Origin of the sequence: Rhodococcus sp. FH8 (assembly GCF_019266085.1) — a bacterium.
GTDB lineage: Bacteria > Actinomycetota > Actinomycetes > Mycobacteriales > Mycobacteriaceae > Rhodococcus_F > Rhodococcus_F qingshengii.
This window is the reverse complement of record NZ_LPNQ01000061.1, coordinates 326,738-345,273: the sequence shown is the minus strand read 5'-3', so window position 1 is coordinate 345,273 and position 18,536 is coordinate 326,738. Positions and strand designations below refer to the sequence as shown.

Annotated in this window: 17 protein-coding genes; 14 read left to right on the top strand and 3 right to left on the bottom strand. The window is 63.6% G+C overall.

All coding sequences use genetic code 11. The features are described 5' to 3' along the window. Window positions 1-20 precede the first annotated feature (20 nt). The 5 genes from hrcA (at window position 21) to ATN38_RS13120 (ending at window position 5,213) form a co-directional block, all read left to right on the top strand. Window positions 21-1,064, top strand: coding sequence for a heat-inducible transcriptional repressor HrcA (gene hrcA / locus ATN38_RS13140; RefSeq protein ID WP_003944583.1), 1,044 nt, complete (start codon window positions 21-23; stop codon window positions 1,062-1,064). Window positions 1,065-1,144: 80 nt separating this feature from the next. Beyond that, complete coding sequence (gene dnaJ / locus ATN38_RS13135; RefSeq protein WP_003944460.1) at window positions 1,145-2,296, top strand: molecular chaperone DnaJ; 1,152 nt, start codon at window positions 1,145-1,147, stop codon at window positions 2,294-2,296. Window positions 2,297-2,298: 2 nt separating this feature from the next. Next, window positions 2,299-3,060 carry a 16S rRNA (uracil(1498)-N(3))-methyltransferase gene (locus tag ATN38_RS13130; protein WP_003944495.1) on the top strand — a complete coding sequence of 254 codons (762 nt, stop codon included), beginning with the start codon at window positions 2,299-2,301 and terminating at the stop codon, window positions 3,058-3,060. A 123-nt stretch (window positions 3,061-3,183) separates the two neighbouring features. Then, complete coding sequence (locus ATN38_RS13125) at window positions 3,184-4,422, top strand: Ig-like domain-containing protein (protein WP_003944568.1); 1,239 nt, start codon at window positions 3,184-3,186, stop codon at window positions 4,420-4,422. A gap of 14 nt (window positions 4,423-4,436) precedes the next feature. Continuing rightward, window positions 4,437-5,213, top strand: coding sequence for a S9 family peptidase (locus ATN38_RS13120; protein ID WP_218748088.1), 777 nt, complete (start codon window positions 4,437-4,439; stop codon window positions 5,211-5,213). On the opposite strand, the gene ATN38_RS13115 is transcribed toward ATN38_RS13120, so the two are convergent. Continuing rightward, window positions 5,205-6,809: an MFS transporter gene (locus ATN38_RS13115; protein WP_054187677.1), complete on the bottom strand. Its 1,605-nt coding sequence runs from the start codon at window positions 6,807-6,809 to the stop codon at window positions 5,205-5,207. The genes ATN38_RS13120 and ATN38_RS13115 overlap by 9 nt on opposite strands. A 128-nt stretch (window positions 6,810-6,937) precedes the next feature. On the opposite strand from ATN38_RS13115, the gene ATN38_RS13110 reads away from it, so the two are divergent. The 5 genes from ATN38_RS13110 to era all read left to right on the top strand — a co-directional run bounded on the left by ATN38_RS13110 (window position 6,938) and on the right by era (window position 11,693). After that, entirely contained in the window at window positions 6,938-7,633 is a 696-nt protein-coding gene (locus tag ATN38_RS13110; RefSeq protein ID WP_083291542.1) for a TetR/AcrR family transcriptional regulator, read from the top strand. 112 nt (window positions 7,634-7,745) lie between these two features. Further along, window positions 7,746-8,834, top strand: coding sequence for a PhoH family protein (locus ATN38_RS13105; protein WP_003944580.1), 1,089 nt, complete (start codon window positions 7,746-7,748; stop codon window positions 8,832-8,834). A gap of 48 nt (window positions 8,835-8,882) precedes the next feature. Further along, the gene (gene ybeY, locus ATN38_RS13100) at window positions 8,883-9,425 is read left to right on the top strand and encodes an rRNA maturation RNase YbeY (protein WP_003944525.1); all 543 of its coding nucleotides are present in this window, start codon (window positions 8,883-8,885) and stop codon (window positions 9,423-9,425) included. 21 nt (window positions 9,426-9,446) lie between these two features. Further along, window positions 9,447-10,751 carry a hemolysin family protein gene (locus ATN38_RS13095; protein ID WP_003944509.1) on the top strand — a complete coding sequence of 435 codons (1,305 nt, stop codon included), beginning with the start codon at window positions 9,447-9,449 and terminating at the stop codon, window positions 10,749-10,751. Window positions 10,752-10,775: 24 nt separating this feature from the next. Further along, window positions 10,776-11,693 (top strand): GTPase Era, encoded by a 918-nt coding sequence (era, locus tag ATN38_RS13090; protein ID WP_003944451.1) that lies wholly within the window; start codon window positions 10,776-10,778, stop codon window positions 11,691-11,693. Here era and ATN38_RS13085 read toward each other — a convergent pair. Then, the gene (locus tag ATN38_RS13085; RefSeq protein ID WP_030536607.1) at window positions 11,690-12,241 is read right to left on the bottom strand and encodes a TetR/AcrR family transcriptional regulator; all 552 of its coding nucleotides are present in this window, start codon (window positions 12,239-12,241) and stop codon (window positions 11,690-11,692) included. The genes era and ATN38_RS13085 overlap by 4 nt on opposite strands. A gap of 4 nt (window positions 12,242-12,245) precedes the next feature. Continuing rightward, complete coding sequence (locus ATN38_RS13080; RefSeq protein ID WP_073512187.1) at window positions 12,246-13,664, bottom strand: amidase; 1,419 nt, start codon at window positions 13,662-13,664, stop codon at window positions 12,246-12,248. 329 nt (window positions 13,665-13,993) lie between these two features. Between ATN38_RS13080 and kdpF the strand changes: the two genes are divergently transcribed. Genes kdpF through ATN38_RS13060 form a run of 4 tightly spaced genes read left to right on the top strand, consistent with a single transcriptional unit; the run spans window position 13,994 to window position 18,536 of the window. Continuing rightward, window positions 13,994-14,092 carry a K(+)-transporting ATPase subunit F gene (gene kdpF, locus ATN38_RS13075; protein ID WP_007731078.1) on the top strand — a complete coding sequence of 33 codons (99 nt, stop codon included), beginning with the start codon at window positions 13,994-13,996 and terminating at the stop codon, window positions 14,090-14,092. After that, window positions 14,092-15,777, top strand: a complete 1,686-nt coding sequence (kdpA, locus tag ATN38_RS13070; RefSeq protein WP_058227191.1) for a potassium-transporting ATPase subunit KdpA — start codon at window positions 14,092-14,094, stop codon at window positions 15,775-15,777. Before kdpF ends, kdpA begins: the two co-directional genes overlap by 1 nt. Beyond that, window positions 15,774-17,879 carry a potassium-transporting ATPase subunit KdpB gene (kdpB, locus tag ATN38_RS13065; protein WP_042924094.1) on the top strand — a complete coding sequence of 702 codons (2,106 nt, stop codon included), beginning with the start codon at window positions 15,774-15,776 and terminating at the stop codon, window positions 17,877-17,879. Before kdpA ends, kdpB begins: the two co-directional genes overlap by 4 nt. Window positions 17,880-17,885: 6 nt before the next feature. Continuing rightward, window positions 17,886-18,536: a potassium-transporting ATPase subunit C gene (locus ATN38_RS13060; RefSeq protein WP_050654653.1), complete on the top strand. Its 651-nt coding sequence runs from the start codon at window positions 17,886-17,888 to the stop codon at window positions 18,534-18,536.

Genomic DNA, 18,536 nt, shown 5'->3' with positions numbered 1-18,536 from the left:
AGGAAACGGAGGTGGCAACGATGTCGAGTACCGACGACAGGCGTTTCGAGGTCTTACGTGCAATCGTGGCCGATTACGTCTCCACCCAGGACCCGGTGGGATCCAAGGCACTGGTCGAGCGTCACAACCTCGGAGTGTCGAGCGCCACTGTGCGCAACGACATGGCATTCCTCGAGGCCGAGGGCTACATCGCCCAACCGCACACCAGTTCCGGCCGCGTCCCCACCGACAAGGGATACCGCGAATTCGTCGATCGCATCGCCGACGTCAAGCCCATGTCCGGGCCCGAGCGTCGAGCGATCCTCGAGTTCTTGGAGTCGGGTGTCGATCTCGACGACGTTCTGCGTCGTGGTGTGCGACTGCTCGCGCAACTGACCCGTCAGGTCGCGGTTGTCCAGTACCCGTCGCTGTCCGCGTCGTCGGTTCGCCACCTCGAGGTGGTCGCGTTGACGCCGGCGCGCCTGCTTCTCGTTCTCATCACCGATTCCGGCCGCGTCGATCAGCGAATCGTCGAACTCGGAGACGTCCTCGAAGACGAAGACCTTTCCCGGTTGCGCACGCTTCTCGGCGGAGCACTGGAAGGCAAGCGCCTGGCCGCCGCGTCGATTGCCGTGGCGGAACTGGCCGACGAGTCGCCGGCCGACCTTCGCGACGCCGTGATCCGCTCGGCAACGGTGCTGGTCGAGACCCTGGTCGAACATCCAGAAGATCGTCTCGTTCTGGGCGGAACCTCGAATCTCACGCGCAATGCCGCCGATTTCTCCGGTCTGGCCGGCTTCCCCGGTTCGCTGCGCGCAGTGCTCGAAGCACTGGAAGAGCAGGTAGTGGTCCTCAAACTGCTCGCTGCGACGCAGAACTCCGGCACGGTCACCGTTCAGATCGGTGAAGAGACGCAGGTCGAACAGATGCGCGGAACCTCCGTGATTTCGACTGGCTACGGCGCGGCCGGTACCGTTTTCGGTGGTGTCGGTGTGCTCGGACCCACTCGGATGGACTATCCGGGAACAATTGCATCGGTTGCCGCCGTTGCCAGATACATCGGCGAAGTTCTCTCCGAGCGATGACGGACGTCGACATTCGTCGGCACGCCTCCTCGCGAGGACTGAGGAAAACCTAGAAGTAAGAGAAGGACGAGAGACTCAACGTGGCACGGGATTACTACGGATTGCTCGGCGTCGACAAGAACGCGACAGACCAGGAGCTCAAGCGCGCTTACCGCAAGCTGGCACGCGAACTGCACCCGGACGTCAACCCTGACGAGGCGGCGCAGGCCAAGTTCAAGGAGATCTCGACGGCCTACGAGGTCCTGACCGACCCGGAGAAGCGTCGCATCGTCGATCTCGGCGGAGACCCGCTCGAGTCCGGTGGTGGCGGCGGTGGTGGCTTCGGCGGCGGATTCGGTGGCGGCGGCCTCGGCGACGTCTTCGAAGCATTCTTCGGCGGCGGTGGCGGCGCAGGTCGTGGGCCGCGCGGTCGCGTTCAGCCCGGAGCCGACTCGTTGCTTCGCACCAAGCTGACCCTCGCAGAATGTGCGACGGGAGTCAGCAAGCACGTGACCGTCGAGACGGCCATTCTGTGCGACAGCTGCACCGGAGCCGGAACCAACGGCGACTCCAAGCCTGTCCGCTGTGAGACCTGCAACGGTGCCGGCGAAGTTCAATCCATCCAGCGCTCGTTCCTCGGTCAGGTCATGACCTCGCGTCCCTGCCCGACGTGCCGCGGTGCCGGTGAGACCATCCCGGATCCCTGCCACAAGTGTGGCGGCGACGGCCGAGTTCGGGCCAAGCGTGACATCACCGTGAAGGTTCCCGCGGGCGTCGCCGGTGGCATGCGCATCCGTTTGACCGCGCAGGGTGAAGTGGGCCCGGGCGGCGGACACCCCGGCGACCTCTACGTCGAGATCGTCGAGCAGCAGCACGACGTCTTCGTTCGAGACGGTGAAGACCTGCACTGCACGATCCGCGTTCCGATGGTCGACGCAGCGCTCGGTACGACTGTCACCGTCGACACCATCATCGACGGCCCCAAGGAAATCACCATCGAGCCAGGCACCCAGCCCGGACACGTTGCTGTTCTTCGCGGTCATGGCATGCCGAAACTGCGGTCGGGAGTGCGCGGCGACGTGCACGCTCACCTCGAGGTGGTCATCCCGAGCCGTCTCGATCACAAGCAGTCCAAGCTGCTCAAGGAATTCAAGCTGCTCCGCGATCGTGACGAGGCCGAGGTTGTCTCGACGGCCTCGCAGAACAGCGGTGGATTGTTCTCGCGTCTTCGCGAAGCATTCAGCGGCCGCTGACGGTGGCCGCAACGGTCTTCTTTCTCGACCCGGTTCCCGGCGTCGGTGAAATCGCAGTTCTGGACGGACAGGAGGGTCGCCACGCGGCCACTGTCCGCCGGATCGGCGTCGGTGAGCGATTGGTGTTGGCCGACGGCCGTGGCCGGGTGGCCGACGCCGAGGTGACGAGCGTCGGCAAGGACCGCCTGGAACTGTTGGTCAGTGACGTTCAGGTTCTCGAGCAGCCCAAGCCGTTGGTGACCCTCGTTCAGGCACTTCCCAAGGCCGAGCGTTCCGAGTTGGCCGTCGAACTGGCGACCGAGGCGGGGATCGACGCGGTGATCCCGTGGCAGTCCTTGCGGTGTGTCGCCAAGTGGGAGGGCCCCAAGCTCGCCAAGGGCGTCGCACGCTGGCGAAGTGCGGCAGTGTCTGCGGCAAAGCAGTCCAGACGCGCGTTCGTCCCGGAAATTGCGGAACTGCACAAGACGCCGGCGGTGATCGCGCTGGTTCGTGACGCCGTTGCCCGTGGCGCTGTGGTTGCGGTGCTTCACGAATCGGCGACGACGCCGTTGGCCGGTTTGCCGCTGGCGAGCGCGGACGAGGTATTTCTGGTTGTCGGTCCCGAAGGTGGGCTCGACGATTCGGAGATCAGCGCGTTGTCGGAGGCCGGGGCCACTCCGGTGCTTCTCGGCCCGACGGTCCTGCGCACGTCGACCGCCGGGGCTGTTGCTCTGGGCGCGATCGGAGTGCTGACCGATCGCTGGGGACCACGGCCACTGCACTGATCTTGTTGTGATCCCGAGCTGAATCGGATCCGGCGCTCAGCGAAGTGTCAGATTTGCGCACTATCGTAAGGACGTCGGGGGTCGCCTTCGGCGTGAGTTGGTTCGGGGATTTCAGGAGGCCAGATGTTGTCACGTGCGCATATGCGAATCGTTGGAGCGGTGTGTGCCGCGGCGGCGTTGATGCTCGTCGCGGGGTGCACGGTCTCCACCGGAGACAACACGGGTTCCTCCAGCAGCGCAGTCACCACTACCCCGACCAGCGAGGCGCTCGTCACCGTCACACCGGCGGACGGCGGAACTCCGGTGAGTCCACTCGACCCCATCGAGGTCCAGGTCGCGAAGGGAACACTGACGACCGTCGCGCTGACCAATCCCGAGGGTAAGGAAGTCGCCGGTATCACCACGCCGGACAAGACGTCCTGGAAACCGAGCGAACCACTCGGATACGGCAAGACCTACAAGTTGGTCGTCGACGCCGTCGACGCGAATGGTGTTGCCACGACCAAGAACACGACGCTGACCACCGTCGCGCCGAGTAACCAGACCCGGGCGTACATCAACACCACCGGTGGCGCCTCGATATCGGACGGTGGCACGTACGGTGTCGGCACCGTCGTCGCCGTTCATTTCGACGAGTTGATCGGTGACAAGGCCGCGGCCGAGAAGTCTCTGCTGGTCACAACCAATCCGCCCGTACAGGGTTCGTGGTACTGGGTCGACGGTCAGAACGTTCACTGGCGACCGCAGAATTACTACGCACCAGGCACGACGGTCTCGGTGAACGCGAACATCTACGGCAAGCAACTCGGCAACGGACTGTACGGCCAGCAGGACGACACCGTGTCCTTCAAGATCGGCGACTCCCACGTCTCGGTCGCCGACGACAACACCAAGATGGTGACCGTCTACGAAAACGGTCAGGTGATCAAGGAAATGCCGACCTCGATGGGAATGGGCGGCACCGAGACGATCGGCGGCACGACGCTCTCGTTCTGGACCCAGCCCGGCACGTACACCGTGATGGACAAGGCAAATCCCGTCATCATGGATTCGTCGACCTACGGTCTGCCGATCAACTCGCGCCTCGGCTACAAGGAATCCATCAACTGGGCCACCCGCATCAGCACCGACGGTATCTATCTTCACGAGTTGGAGAGCACCGTCTGGGCGCAGGGAAACACCGACACCTCGCACGGTTGCCTCAATCTCAGTGCGGCCAATGCCAAATGGTTCTTCGATTTCTCGCAGCCGGGAGATGTCGTCGAGATCAAGAACACCGGCGGCGCTCCGCTGGAGGTGTGGCAGAACGGCGACTGGACCCTTTCCTGGGCAGACTGGGCCGCAGGCAGCGCCCTCGCCTGAGATAGATTTCCTCGGTGCCTCGATTCAAGATTCCGTACGGCCGACACGAGCAGCAGTTCGGGCATCTCTACGTTCCCGACGGAGTCGCTGACGGCCCGATCCCGGTCGTCATGCAGATCCACGGCGGCTTCTGGAGCGGGCAGTACGGATTGACTCTGGGCACCGCATTTGCCGTCGAACTCGCGCGGCACGGCGTCGCGGTGTGGAACATCGAATACCGCCGTCTCGGGGCGGGCGGTGGTTGGCCGGAGATGTCCGCCGACGTGAAAACGGCGTACGACGAAATCCCCGGACTGGTTGCCGCGAAGTCCTCGGCCGAATTGGATCTGAATCAGATTCGCTTGCTCGGGCATTCGGCCGGAGGACATCTTGCAGTGTGGCTGGCGGGGGAGAAGGACACGTTCACCCGGCCTGAACGGGTCATCGCACAGGCGGCCGCACTCGATCTGGCGTCGGCAGGCGAGCGTGGACGACGGATCAGCTTCATCGAGGATCTGTTCGGCGTTCCGTTCGACGCGGACCCCGGTCTGTATCGCAGTGCGTCGCCGCAGCATCGATTGCCGATCGGCGTCCCCGTTGTGTGCGTCACGGGTGCGGACGATCTGCAGGTGCCGGCCAAGGTGAGCTCCCGGTACGCGAAAGCCGCGGAAGCGGCTGGTGATCCCGTGGCACTGCGTGTGATCGAGGGCGAAGGACACGACGCATTTCTCTCACCCTCGACCGAGTCGTGGCGGGTCTCCCGCGAGTTGGTTCTCGCCGAAGACCCGCTGGCTCCGAGCACGTCAGACTGACGCGGGGTCTACTTCCACAGGGGCCTTCTTGCCCGGCAGGATGAACGCCACGACAACTGCCCCCACGAACAGTGCAAGACCGCCCGCCCAACTGGCCGCCGAAATCGCGTCGGCGTAGGCACTGCCTGCGGCATCGAGCAACGGCCCTGCCTGAGCTGCAGCCAACGGGTTGCCTGCCATCTCTTCGGCGACCAACGAAGCGCCGCCGACGGATTCGCCCGACACCTCCATCGCGTACGCGGCCTGTTGCGCAAGTTCGCCCGTCAACTGCGGAACCTGCATTCCATCGATGAATCCGGCAATCGAATCCTTGTAGCTCGCAGCGAGGATCGAGCCGAGGATCGCGATACCCAGCGAGCCGCCGAGTTCGATGGCGGTGTCGTTGAGGCCACCCGCAGCACCGAGATCGTCCTCGGAGAAGTTGTCCATGATGGCGTCGGTGGCCGGCGGTTCGCTGAGACCGATGCCCAGGCCGAGCAGGATCAGTGGGACTGCGAACATCCAGTAGCCCGAATCGCCGTCGACCTGCGTGAGAATCAGAACGCCGATCGCGGCGACCACCATGCCGCCGACGATGGATGCCCGGACGCCGATCAGCGGAGTGATCCGCCCACTGACAACGGCGCCGATCGAAACGGCAATTGCCAAGGGCAGCAGACGAACACCGGTTTCGAGTGCGCCGTAGCCGAGGATGAACTGGAACTGCTGTGAGATGAAGTAGATGGCGCCGAAGGCGGCCAGGAACAGCAGAAGTACGGCGAGCGTCGCGCCGCCGACCATGCGCTGGCCGAGCTTACGGACGTCGAGCAGTGGCTGCGGGTGACGCAGTTCCCAGACGACGAACGAGACGAGGCCGATCGCAGCGAGTACGGCGGCACCGATGGGTCCGCCGGTCCACCCGAAGTGGAATCCGTTGATGATCGAGTACACGAGCGAGCCAATGGTGACCACCGAGAGTGCGCCGCCGATCCAGTCGATCCGGCCCAGGTGCTCGGCCTTGCTCGGCGGCACCAGAATTACGGCGGCGACGGCAGCGACTGCGGCGATCGGGACGTTGATCAGGAAAGTGATGCTCCAGGAATGACTGTCGAGAATCCATCCGGCCAACAGCGGACCGAGTGCAATCGCGAGACCCGATGTCGCCGCCCACGCCGCGATGGCGCGTGATCGCTCCGCTTTGGGAAAGGTAGCGACCAGAAGCGAAAGCGTCGCGGGCATGATGATCGCGGCGCCGACGCCCATGATCATTCGTGCCGCGATGACGGCGTTGGTGGTGTCCGCGATGCTGCCGAAGACGGCGCCGCCGGCGAACACGGCGAGTCCGGCGAGAAGTGCGCCGCGGCGACTGTACTTGTCACCGATCACGCCGAACAGCAGCATCAATGCGGCGTAGGGGACGGTGTAGCCGTCGATGACCCATTGAAGTTGCGTGCTGGTGAGGCCGAGGTCTCTGGTCATGTCCGGCGCCGCGACGATCAGCGCGGTATTCGCCATCACGACGATCAGCAGACTCAGGCACAACACCCCGAGCGCGGCCCACCGCCGTGAGTACGGCTGGTCCATCTCCGAGACAGGTTTGCTCATGAGTGTCGTCATGACGCGACTCCGTTCCTGATGATCGAAGACACTCCTCGATCTATTTGCACACTGATGTGTAAGTTAATAACTTGCACACCGATGTGCAACTATGATTGACCTAGATCACAGTTGGGCAGTCGAAAGAGGTGGAACGCGCGTTGACGCATTCGGGCACAGTCGTTTCGGGAACTGCCGAATCGGGCGGACGGCAGCGTCGTAGTCAGGCCGCGGCCAATCGCAATCGCATCATCGAGGCGGCGATCACGGCGTTCGCTGCTGATCCGGATGCGAGCATGGACGACGTCGCAAAGGCCGCCGGTGTGGTCAGGCGAACCGTGTACGCGCATTTCGACAGCCGAGAGGCGCTGATCAACGGCATCGTGGACGAGGCGTCGACCGATCTCGTAGCTGCGCTGAGCCAAGCCGGCGAGCCGCCCGAGCGCCCGGATCTGGCGACTGCCGTACTGGCATTGCTGTCATGGCCGGTCGGTGATCGCTTCCGGATGCTGCTCAGCTTTGCTCGCAAAGAGTTGGGGGAGCAGCGGATTCTCGATCTGATGGAGCCCGCGCGTGCCGTGAGTATCAGCGTCGTCGAGCGCGGTCAGCGTGACGGAACCTTCTCGAAATACCTGCCGGCCGAGACTCTGGTAGCGATGACCGAGGCGATCACGATCACTTTGTTCGATCAGGCCAACAGTGGGCTCATCACGGACTCGGGCGAATCCTTTGCCGCCGTGTGCCTGGTCATCGCGGGTATCAGTCCGGACAGAAGCTCCGTGATCGTCGCCGAAGCGTCGGAGTGGATCCGCGAATCGCTGCCGTCCGGTCGCCGCGAGGATTAGGCCGGGACGATTAACAAGTGGGCCGTGTCCGACTCTGGCGCTAGACTTCGAAGTATCGAGGCTCACGAGTCGAGTGGGCTGATCGGACCAGAAAGCAGGCCATATTCACCACGTGAGTGAACACAGTGAACTCGACGGGAACCGTGTAACCACCATCACCGAGCGCGCTCTGCCCGCAGAGCGCACCGTCCGTTCGAGTATGGATCTGGCGCCGGAGACCGTGCGTCAAATCCTGGGGGCGACGGACGAGAATCTCACCGCGATCGAACGTGAGCTTCGTGCCGACATTCATGTACGTGGCGGAACCATCTCCTTGTCGGGGACGGCTGCAGACGTGGCGCTGGCAGAACGTGTGTTCAGTGAATTGGCGTCGCTGGCCGGTCGGGGGCAGCCCATTGCCCCGGACGCTGTTCGACGAACCATCGGCATGCTCACCAACGAGGTCGGCGAGTCTCCGGCCGAGGTGCTCTCCCTCGACATTCTTTCGCGTCGGGGCAAGACGATTCGGCCGAAGACCCTCAACCAGAAACGCTACGTCGACGCCATCGACGAGAACACCATCGTGTTCGGAGTCGGCCCGGCCGGTACCGGCAAGACCTACCTCGCCATGGCCAAGGCCGTTCAGGCGTTGCAGGCCAAGCAGGTCTCTCGGATCATCTTGACCAGGCCGGCAGTCGAGGCCGGGGAGCGACTGGGCTTTCTGCCCGGCACGCTGCACGAGAAGATCGATCCGTATCTCCGCCCGCTGCACGACGCATTGCACGACATGATGGATCCCGAGGCGATTCCGAAGTTGATGCAGGCCGGAGTCATCGAGGTAGCTCCGCTCGCCTACATGCGTGGCCGGACGCTCAACGACGCCTTCATCATCTTGGACGAAGCGCAGAACACCACGGCCGAGCAGATGAAGATGTTCCTGACCCGCCTCGGGTTCGGTTCCAAAATCGTGGTCACCGGAGACGTGACCCAGGTCGATCTGCCGGGCGGGGCCCGTTCGGGTCTGCGCGCGGCATCCGAAATCCTCACCGGGATCGACGATATTCATTTCGCCACTCTCGACAGCAGCGACGTCGTACGTCATCGGCTGGTCTCTCACATCGTCGACGCTTACGAGCGTCACGAATCGGATCGGTCCGGCGAGTTGGCGGTCGGAAACCGGGCGCAGCGCCGCGCTGCACATGCTCATTCACCGCGACGGTAGGCTGAGCGACGCATCAACCCCTACTTTTCCCAGGAAAGAGCGTCGCACATGAGCATCGAGGTCTCGAACGAATCGGGCATGGACATCTCCGAACCGGAGTTGATCAGCGTTGCCCGTTTCGTGATCGCTCGGATGGATGTCCATCCGGCGGCCGAGCTGTCGATGGTTCTCGTCGACTCCGCGACGATGGCGGATCTGCACGTTCGCTGGATGGACCTGCCGGGTCCGACCGACGTCATGTCGTTCCCGATGGACGAACTCGAGCCGGGTGGCCGTCCCGATTCCCCCGAGCCGGGGCCGTCGATGCTCGGCGACATCGTGCTGTGTCCGTCTTTTGCCGCGGATCAGGCTGACAAGGCCGGGCATTCACTGGCTCACGAACTTGCCCTCCTGACCGTCCACGGTGTGTTGCACCTTCTCGGCTACGACCATGCGGAGCCGGAAGAGGAGAAGGAGATGTTCGGCTTGCAGAACAGCCTCCTCGAAGAGTGGTACGAAGACCTTCGCCGTATCGACCGCGAAGCAGCACTGGCCGAACGCGACCAGAAGCTGCTCGGTAAGACCGGTTTCGTCGACGGAGTGGACCGATAACAGTTATCCGGGGGTTCTGTAGTGAGTAGCGCCATAGCGCTCTTTGTTCTGGCGATTGCTCTTGTCCCGGTCGGTGGTGTGTTCGCGGCCGTCGACTCGGCGCTCAACACCATTTCGTCGGCGCGGATCGACGAGATGGCAAAGGAAGAGCGAGCCGGCGCCGCGCGAGTGCAACGCATCCTGACCGATCGTCCGCGATACGTGAATCTGATGGTCCTGCTTCGCATTTTGTGCGAGATCACGGCCACCGTCGTACTCGTGGGCGGCCTGATCGACGTCCTCTCGCTGGGCTGGGCACTGACCGTCACCGCGGTGATCATGGTTCTCGTCTCGTACGTGGTCATCGGCGTCGGACCGAGAACGCTTGGGCGCCAACATGCGTACTCCATCGCGATGGCCGCGTCGCTGCCACTGCTGTGGATCGGGGTTCTGCTCGGGCCGATCAGTCGCGTCCTGATCCTCGTGGGTAACGCATTGACCCCGGGTAAGGGCTTCCGCAACGGCCCGTTCGCGTCGGAAATCGAGTTGCGTGAACTCGTGGACATGGCGCAGGAACGTGGCGTCGTGGCCGACGAAGAACGCCGAATGATCCAGTCCGTCTTCGAGCTCGGAGACACGTCGGCACGCGAGGTGATGGTGCCGCGCACCGACATGGTGTGGATCGAGAACGACAAGAATGCCGGGCAGGCGACGTCGTTGGCCGTCCGCAGTGGTCACTCGCGCCTGCCGGTCATCGGGGAGAACGTCGACGACGTGCTCGGTGTCGTCTACCTCAAGGATCTGGTCAAGCAGACCTACCACCTGCCCGACGGCGGCCGGAACGTCAACGTCTGCGACGTCATGCGGCCCGCCGTCTTCGTTCCCGACTCGAAGCCGCTCGACAGCTTGCTGGCCGAGATGCAGCGCGACCGCAACCACATGGCGATACTCGTCGACGAGTACGGCGGAATCGCCGGGCTCGTCACGATCGAGGACGTCATCGAAGAGATCGTCGGTGAGATCGCCGACGAGTACGACGAGGACGAGACGCCGCCCATCGAGGATCTCGGTGACGGAATGTTCCGCGTATCCGCGAGACTTCCCATCGAAGACCTCGGTGAATTGTTCGATCTCGAACTCGAACTCGACGAGGTGGAGACCGTCGGCGGGCTGATCGGATACGTACTCGGCCGAGTGCCACTTCCCGGTTCCGAAGTGGAGTACGACGGTTTGATCCTGCGCGGCGAGGGAACCAATACGGGCCGAGGCCGGGTACGCATCAGCACGGTGTTCGTGCAGCGCATCCCGCCGTCCGAAGACGAAGAGACAGAAGACACCGATGACTGAGCGAGAGTTCAGCGAGGAGCAGTTATGAGCAAGAACGAATTCCGGTCAGGCTTCGTGTGTTTCGTGGGTCGACCCAATACGGGCAAGTCCACGCTGACCAACGCGTTGGTCGGCAGCAAGATCGCGATCACGTCCTCGCGCCCGCAGACGACGCGCCACACGATTCGCGGCATCGTTCACCGCGAGCATGCGCAGCTGATCCTGGTGGACACCCCTGGACTGCACAAGCCCCGCACTTTGCTCGGGCAGCGCCTCAATGACCTGGTTCGCGACACGTACTCCGAGGTCGACGTCATCTGCCTGTGCATCCCGGCCGACGAGGCCATCGGGCCCGGAGACCGCTGGATCGTGCAGCAGGTCCGTCAGATGGCGCCCAAGACCAAGCTTGTCGGCATCGTGACCAAGATCGACAAGGTCAGCCGCGACGCCGTCGGAAAGCAGTTGCTCGCGCTGTCCACCCTGCTCGGCCCCGAATCCGAGGTCGTTCCGGTGTCCGCGAAGTCGGGTGAACAGGTCGAGATCCTGGTCGACGTCCTCGCCGGTCTGATGGACGAGGGCCCGGCCTTCTACCCGGACGGCGAATTGACGGACGAGCCCGAAGAGGTGCTCATGGCCGAACTGATCCGTGAGGCTGCGCTCGAGGGGCTCGGCGAAGAATTGCCGCACTCTCTGGCTGTGGTGATCGAGGAGGTCATCCCGCGTGAGGGTCGCACCGAGAAGCAGGGCGAGATGCTCGACGTGCATGCGTTGCTCTACGTCGAGCGGCCCAGTCAGAAGGGCATCGTCATCGGTAAGGGCGGGGCGCGTCTGCGGGAAGTCGGTACCAGTGCGCGCCTGCAGATCGAGAAGCTGCTCGGTGTGCGGATCTTCCTGGAGCTGCACGTCAAGGTCGCCAAGGACTGGCAGCGCGACCCGAAGCAGCTCGGCCGGCTGGGCTTCTAGGGCCGGAGGACCCTGAGGATCGCCGCGCCGATGTCCTGCTCGTCGACGCCGGTGGCCAGGCGTCGGAGTTGGAGGCCGGTGATGACGGCGACGAGCGTCGATGCAATCGACTCCGGATCAGGTACACCGAGTGCCGTCAGAATCGTGACGGTCAAATCGTCGTAGGCGGCGAAGCATTCGACGGCGACTTCGTGGAGTTCGTGGTCGCGCCCGGCGGCGATGTACATCTCGAACGGCGCGATCCGCTCGGCCGAGAACGAAAGATCTCGCGTCACCTTTTCGGCTATTGCCGCGGCGTCCTCGACGCTCAGACCTTTGTCGCGGTACTCCTCGGCCAAGGCGCGCAGGCGCGTCGTCTCGTCTGTCACGAAACGAGACAGAGCAGCGCGGAGCATGTCCGACTGGCTGGCGAAGTGATACGTGATCGATCCGAGTGAGACGCCGGCCTGCGCGGCGATGCGCCGGTTGCTCACACCCGGGATGCCGTCGGTACCGACGACGTGCAGAACGGCGTCGAGTATTCGCTCGCGAACGTCCCGGTTACTCATCGGGTCACCACCACGGCTCGGGGCGGATCTGATCCCAACGCAGGACCGATTCCAATTGTGAAGCGAGGGAGACCAACAGAGGTTCGGTGTTCTCGTTGCCCATCAACTGCGCACCGATGGGCAGGCCGGCCTTGCTGAATCCGGCCGGCACGTTGACCGAGGGCCAGCCGAGGACATTCCACGGCCACGCGTAGGGGCAGGCGCCGGTCATGACCTTGTCGGTGTCCCAGCCACCGATGCCGTCGATCGCGGTCGCCATGATCGGTGGAGTTGCCGTCGTGGGTGCCAGGACGACGTCGTAGGTGTCGAAGATCGCTCCGATCCGCTTTCGCATCCGCGGCTCGGCTGCGCGGGCCGCGCGCAGAGGTGCGCCGCGAAGTAGCTTGCCGTTCTGGGCATTTCCACGTGTTCTGGCATCGACGAGTGTCGGGTCGGGAACGCGTCCGAGCCAGTCGTGGACCCCGACGAGTGAGCGGGGCAGAAAGTTCAGGCCGAAGATCAGGCCGTATGCGGGATCGTCGACGACGACGTGGTGTCCGAGTTCCCGCAGCGTGTCGGCGATCGAATGCACGGCCAGGCGCACTTCCGGGTCCAGCTTCACGGGAGTGGCGGTGAACGGATTGCGAAGGGAAAGCGCGATTTTCAGTTTTCCGGGGTCGCGTCCCACCGCGTCGCTGACGGTGACCGGTGTCGGCTTGTGGAGGTCGCCGTCATGGTTGCCGGCAGCGACGTCGAGCAGCAGTGCCGCGTCGGCGACGGTGCGAGCGAGCGGGCCGTTGACCGTCAGGCCGTAGAACGCTTCGGCGTCGGGCCAGGTGGAGATGCGCCCGCGCTGCGGTTTGATTCCGACGAGGTTGGTCCAGGCCGCAGGGATTCGGATGGAACCGGCACCGTCGGAACCGATTCCGGCGCTGACCAATCCGGCGGCGACGGCCGCGGCGGTGCCGCCCGACGATCCGCCTGGAGTGTGGTGACGCGACCACGGATTGCGCGTGTAACCGAAGGCTGAACCGCTCGTAAGGGGCCACTGGCCCAATTCCGGGCTGTTGGTCTTGCCCACGATCACTGCGCCGGCGTCGCGGAGGCGTCGAACCATCTCCGAGTCCTCGGTCTTGGCCGGGAAATCGCCAGGGCAACCGAAGGCGGTGGGTTCGCCGGTGATGTCGACGTCGTCCTTCACTGCGATCGGCACACCGAGCAGCGGCAGACGCTCGCCGCGTGCGAGACGTCTGTCGGCCTCGGCAGCTTCCTCGAGTGCCTTCTCTCGCCGCACGATCTTGAACGCATTGAGGTGAGGCTGAGTGGCCTCGATCCGGCTCAGCGTTGCCTCCGTGGCCGCGACGGACGAGGTGGCGCCCGAGGCCAGACTCGCAACCTGGTCGACAAGACCGGGGGCGAGATCGTGGTCGGTTCGAGAAGTCATCAGGTTCCCTTCGCAAAACTGTTCGTTCGAACGAACAGTAACTTGTTTCAGTATTAGTGAACTTCGGTTTCGCGTCAAGATCGCGTCAAGACGCCAGGTCAGTGCGTAAGCGGATCGTCAGAGACGCGGAATCGGCCTTTCCGGAGGTCGAAGCTGAGAGAGCGCATCCGGTCGAGGGCGACCGCGCGTCATGGCTGCGATGCACAGCAGCACGGCAAAAGATTTCGAAGAGGGAAGCTCATGGCCGATCTGGCCTACGTTGCTCTGATTCTCGGCGGTTTTCTCGTGTGCGCGCTGGTACTGCGCGCCCTACAGGCGAGCGCTCCCAAATGACGGTTGCCGGTGTGGTCAGCGTGGTTCTGATCGCCGTCGCCGCGGCATTGGTCATTTACCTGCTCGTTGCACTCGTAGATCCTGAGAGGTTCTGATGTCGCCCGCTCTTGCAGCCGGCCTGCAGATCGCTTTTGTCCTCGTCGTTCTGGCAATCGCCTACGTTCCGGTGGGCGACTACATGGCGCGTGTTTACTCGTCGACGCGAGATCTTCGGGTCGAGAGTGTGATCTACCGCGTCGGTCGGATCGACTCCAGGGCCGAGCAGACGTGGTACGGCTACGCCGCAAGCGTTCTCGGATTCTCGCTGGCCAGCGCATTGTTCCTGTACTTCCTGCAACGGATTCAGGGAGTACTGCCGCTGAGTGACGGTCTGTCCGGGGTCAGTCCTGCCGTAGCGTTCAACACCGCGATTTCGTTTGTGGCGAACACCAACTGGCAGTCGTACACGCCGGAAACGACGATGAGCAACTTCGTTCAGCCCGTCGGTCTGGCGGTGCAGAACTTCGTCTCGGCAGCGGTCGGCATGGCGGTGGCCATCGCATTGGTTCGCGGCTTCATTCGGGTGGCCAGGGGCGGCGAGATCGGCAACTTCTGGGTCGATCTGACGCGTGGTTCTCTGCGCATCCTCCTCCCGTTCTCCTTCGTGATCGCCCTGATCCTGTTGAGCCAGGGAGTGATCCAGTCGTTCCACAGCGGTTTCGCCTCCACCGGCCTCGACGACAATGCGGTCACCAACGCACTGGCCCCCGTCGCGTCCCAGGAAGCGATCAAGGAACTCGGCACCAACGGTGGCGGGATCTTGGCTGCCAACTCGGCGCACCCGTTCGAGAACCCCACCCCGTTGAGCAATGTCGTCGAGATCCTGGCGATCCTGTTGATTCCGGTCTGCCTCACCCGAACGTTCGGAACTCTCGTCGGGGATCGTAGGCAAGGCCTCACCCTGCTGGCAGTGATGGGAATCCTGTGGAGCGGGCTGCTCGCAGTCACGCTCGCTGCCGAATCCGGCGCACGCGGTGTTGCCGCCACAGCAGCTGGTTCGATGATGGAGGGCAAGGAAGTTCGCTTCGGAATCCCCGGATCGGCGTTGTTCGCGGTGGCGACCACGGGAACGTCGACGGGCGCGGTGAACTCGGCCCACGACAGCATGTCCCCCCTCGGCGGCGGCGCGGTCCTGCTCAACATGTTGCTCGGCGAAATTGCGCCAGGTGGAGTCGGAACCGGCCTCTACGGGATTCTTGTGCTGGCATTGATCGCAGTGTTCGTCGGCGGACTGCTGGTCGGTCGCACGCCCGAATATCTCGGCAAGAAGTTGGGTCGACGCGAGATCACCCTTGCGGCGCTGTCGATTCTGGTCATGCCCGCGCTGGTCTTGATCGGTACCGCCATCACCGTCATCCTCGGTTCGACCACCGGTTATCAAGGCAATGGGGGAGATCCGGGCACGCCGGGATCGATCCACGGGTTCAGTGAGGTGCTTTACGCCTTCGCCTCCGCCTCCAACAACAACGGCAGCGCCTTCGGCGGTCTGACGGTCACCAGCGACTGGTTCCAGTCGTCTCTCGGAATCTGCATGCTTCTCGGCCGATTCCTGCCGATCATCTTCGTTCTCGCTTTGGCCGGTGCTCTTGCCTCGCAGAAGAAGGTGGCGCCGACGGCCGGCACCCTCCCGACGTCCGGACCGATGTTCACCGGTTTGTTGACCGGCACCGTCGTTCTTGTTGCTGCACTTACATTCTTCCCGGCCCTCGCGCTGGGCCCGCTAGCGGAGGCTCTTCAATGACCGTGCGTATCAGTGAGAAACCCGTGGTAGCGCAAGACGCCGCCGACAAGGCTGATCCAGGGCAGTCCCGTCAAGTACACGCAGGCGTTTTCAACCCGCGGCAGATGATCACCGCGTTGCCGGGGGCCGTGCGCAAACTCGACCCACGCCACCTCGCCCGCAACCCGGTCATGTTCGTGGTGTTCGTCGGTTCCGTCATCACCACTGTCATGGCGATCGCCGATCCCTCGGTGTTCTCCTGGGTGATCACCCTGTGGCTCTGGTTCACGGTGATCTTCGCGAACCTCGCCGAATCCGTGGCCGAAGGGCGCGGCAAGGCGCAGGCGGCGAGCCTGCGAAAGGTGAAGCAGGACACCACAGCACATCGGATCACGATGAGCGGTGCGATCGAATCGGTTTCCGGCACCGAACTGGTGGTCGGCGATCGGGTGATAGTGGTTGCCGGCGAGGTCATCCCCGGCGACGGCGACGTGGTCGAAGGTATTGCCTCCGTAGACGAATCGGCGATCACCGGTGAATCCGCGCCGGTGGTCCGTGAATCCGGTGGTGACCGGTGCGCCGTCACCGGTGGTACGACGGTTCTCTCGGACCGCATCGTCGTGGAAATCACCGCAGCACCGGGCAGTTCGTTCGTGGACCGGATGATCGCGCTCGTCGAGGGTGCTTCACGTCAGAAGACACCCAACGAGATTGCGCTCAACATCCTGCTCGCGTCGTTGACCGTCATCTTCCTCCTCGCCGTCGTAGCCATCGGCCCGATGGGCTTGTACGCGGGGCACGAGCAGGATCCGATCAAGCTGATCGCACTTCTCGTCTGCCTGATCCCGACGACCATCGGAGCGCTGCTCTCGGCGATCGGTATCGCGGGCATGGACCGCCTCGTCCAGCGCAACGTTCTCGCGATGTCGGGACGCGCGGTGGAAGCTGCGGGCGACATCGACACCCTGTTGATGGACAAGACCGGAACCATCACTTTCGGTAACCGCCGGGCCACCGCACTCCATCCGGCGCCCGGTGTATCCGCCGACGATCTTGCTGCGGCAGCTCGCTTGTCGAGCCTGGCCGACGGAACTCCCGAGGGACGGAGCATCGTCGAGCTGTGCGCAGCGGATTTCGGTCTCGCTGCCGAGCCGACGCTGGACGAGGAACGCGCAGAGTTCGTTCCGTTCACGGCACAAACCCGGATGAGCGGACTCGACCATTCCGGACGCCAAATCCGAAAGGGTGCAGCAGATGCGGTGATGAACTGGGTCGTCAGTGGCGGTGGACACGCGGAGAGCGCGGTGACCGACACCGTGAACGACATCGCCCAAGCGGGCGGAACGCCGCTGGTAGTTGCCGTCAAGCATGGTGAGAGTACCTCGATCCTCGGCGTGATCGCGTTGTCCGACGTCGTAAAGCCGGGAATGGCTGACAGGTTCGCCGAACTCCGGGCGATGGGTATTCGCACGATCATGATCACCGGCGACAATCCGTTGACCGCGAAGGCGATTGCCGACGAGGCGGGCGTCGACGACTTCATGGCGGAGGCCACCCCGGAAGACAAACTGGCCCTGATCCGGAAGGAACAGGAAGGCGGACGTCTCGTCGCGATGACAGGTGACGGGACCAATGATGCTCCCGCCCTTGCCCAGGCGGATGTCGGGGTCGCGATGAACACGGGAACCTCGGCAGCCAAAGAGGCCGGGAACATGGTCGATCTCGATTCCGATCCCACCAAGCTGATCGAGGTGGTGGAAATCGGCAAGCAATTGCTGATCACCCGCGGCGCGTTGACCACATTCTCGTTGGCGAACGACCTGGCGAAGTATTTCGCAATCCTGCCGGCCTTGTTCAGCGGCATCTACCCGCAGCTGGACGCGTTGAACATCATGCGTCTCGCCACCCCCGAATCGGCGATCGTCTCGGCCGTGATCTTCAACGCCTTGGTGATCATCGGTTTGATTCCGTTGGCACTCAAGGGTGTTCGATACCGACCGTCGACGGCATCGCAGTTGCTCGGACGTAACCTGCTCGTCTACGGTCTCGGCGGTGTGATCACACCGTTCGTCGGTATCTGGTTGATCGATCTCGTCGTACGTTTGATTCCTGGAATTGGGTGACCTGACATGCGTTTCACTATCGGTTTTGCCAAACAGGTGTGGGCGGGTTTGCTCGTATTGCTCGCGCTCACCGTCGTTCTCGGTGTGGTCTATCCCGCCGCGGTGTGGGGTGTCAGCCGGATCAGCTCCGGATCTGCCGAAGGCTCACCGGTCACCGATGCCGCCGGTTGCGTGGTCGGCAGTGCCTGGGTGGGTGTCGATCCGCAGGTCGCCGAAGGGCAGCAGGACCCGTTCTTCCACAATCGTGTTGTCGGATCCGTTTCGGACGAGGATCCGTTTGCCACCGGTGATCCCGCTGCGGCACTGCCGTCCAACCAGGGGCCGAGCAGCGAGATTCTGGCCGGATTCGTCATCGAGCGCCGGGCAGCCATCGCGGCACGTGAGGGTGTCGACCCTGCATCGGTTCCCGTCGACGCAGTCACCGGTTCGGGCTCGGGTATCGATCCCCACATCAGTCCGGCGTACGCCCAACTGCAGGTCGCGAGGGTGGCGGCGAACAACGGCATCTCGGAAGACCAGGTGCGGGACTTGGTGGCCGAGCACACCGACGGTCGGCAACTCGGATTTCTCGGAGCCGAGCGAGTCAACGTCCTGGAATTGAACCTGGCACTCGGATTGACGGCACCTACGTGTGCTGCACCGACGACTGGTGGATGA

Coding starts and splice junctions, on each gene's coding strand:
- hrcA (WP_003944583.1), top strand. CDS start 21: ATGTCGAGTACCGACGACAGGCGTTTCGAGGTCTTACGTGCAATCGTG.
- ATN38_RS13125 (WP_003944568.1), top strand. CDS start 3,184: ATGTTGTCACGTGCGCATATGCGAATCGTTGGAGCGGTGTGTGCCGCG.
- ATN38_RS13115 (WP_054187677.1), bottom strand. CDS start 6,809: ATGACGACACTCATGAGCAAACCTGTCTCGGAGATGGACCAGCCGTAC.
- ybeY (WP_003944525.1), top strand. CDS start 8,883: ATGAGCATCGAGGTCTCGAACGAATCGGGCATGGACATCTCCGAACCG.
- era (WP_003944451.1), top strand. CDS start 10,776: ATGAGCAAGAACGAATTCCGGTCAGGCTTCGTGTGTTTCGTGGGTCGA.
- ATN38_RS13085 (WP_030536607.1), bottom strand. CDS start 12,241: ATGAGTAACCGGGACGTTCGCGAGCGAATACTCGACGCCGTTCTGCAC.
- ATN38_RS13080 (WP_073512187.1), bottom strand. CDS start 13,664: ATGACTTCTCGAACCGACCACGATCTCGCCCCCGGTCTTGTCGACCAG.
- kdpF (WP_007731078.1), top strand. CDS start 13,994: ATGACGGTTGCCGGTGTGGTCAGCGTGGTTCTGATCGCCGTCGCCGCG.
- kdpA (WP_058227191.1), top strand. CDS start 14,092: ATGTCGCCCGCTCTTGCAGCCGGCCTGCAGATCGCTTTTGTCCTCGTC.
- kdpB (WP_042924094.1), top strand. CDS start 15,774: ATGACCGTGCGTATCAGTGAGAAACCCGTGGTAGCGCAAGACGCCGCC.
- ATN38_RS13060 (WP_050654653.1), top strand. CDS start 17,886: ATGCGTTTCACTATCGGTTTTGCCAAACAGGTGTGGGCGGGTTTGCTC.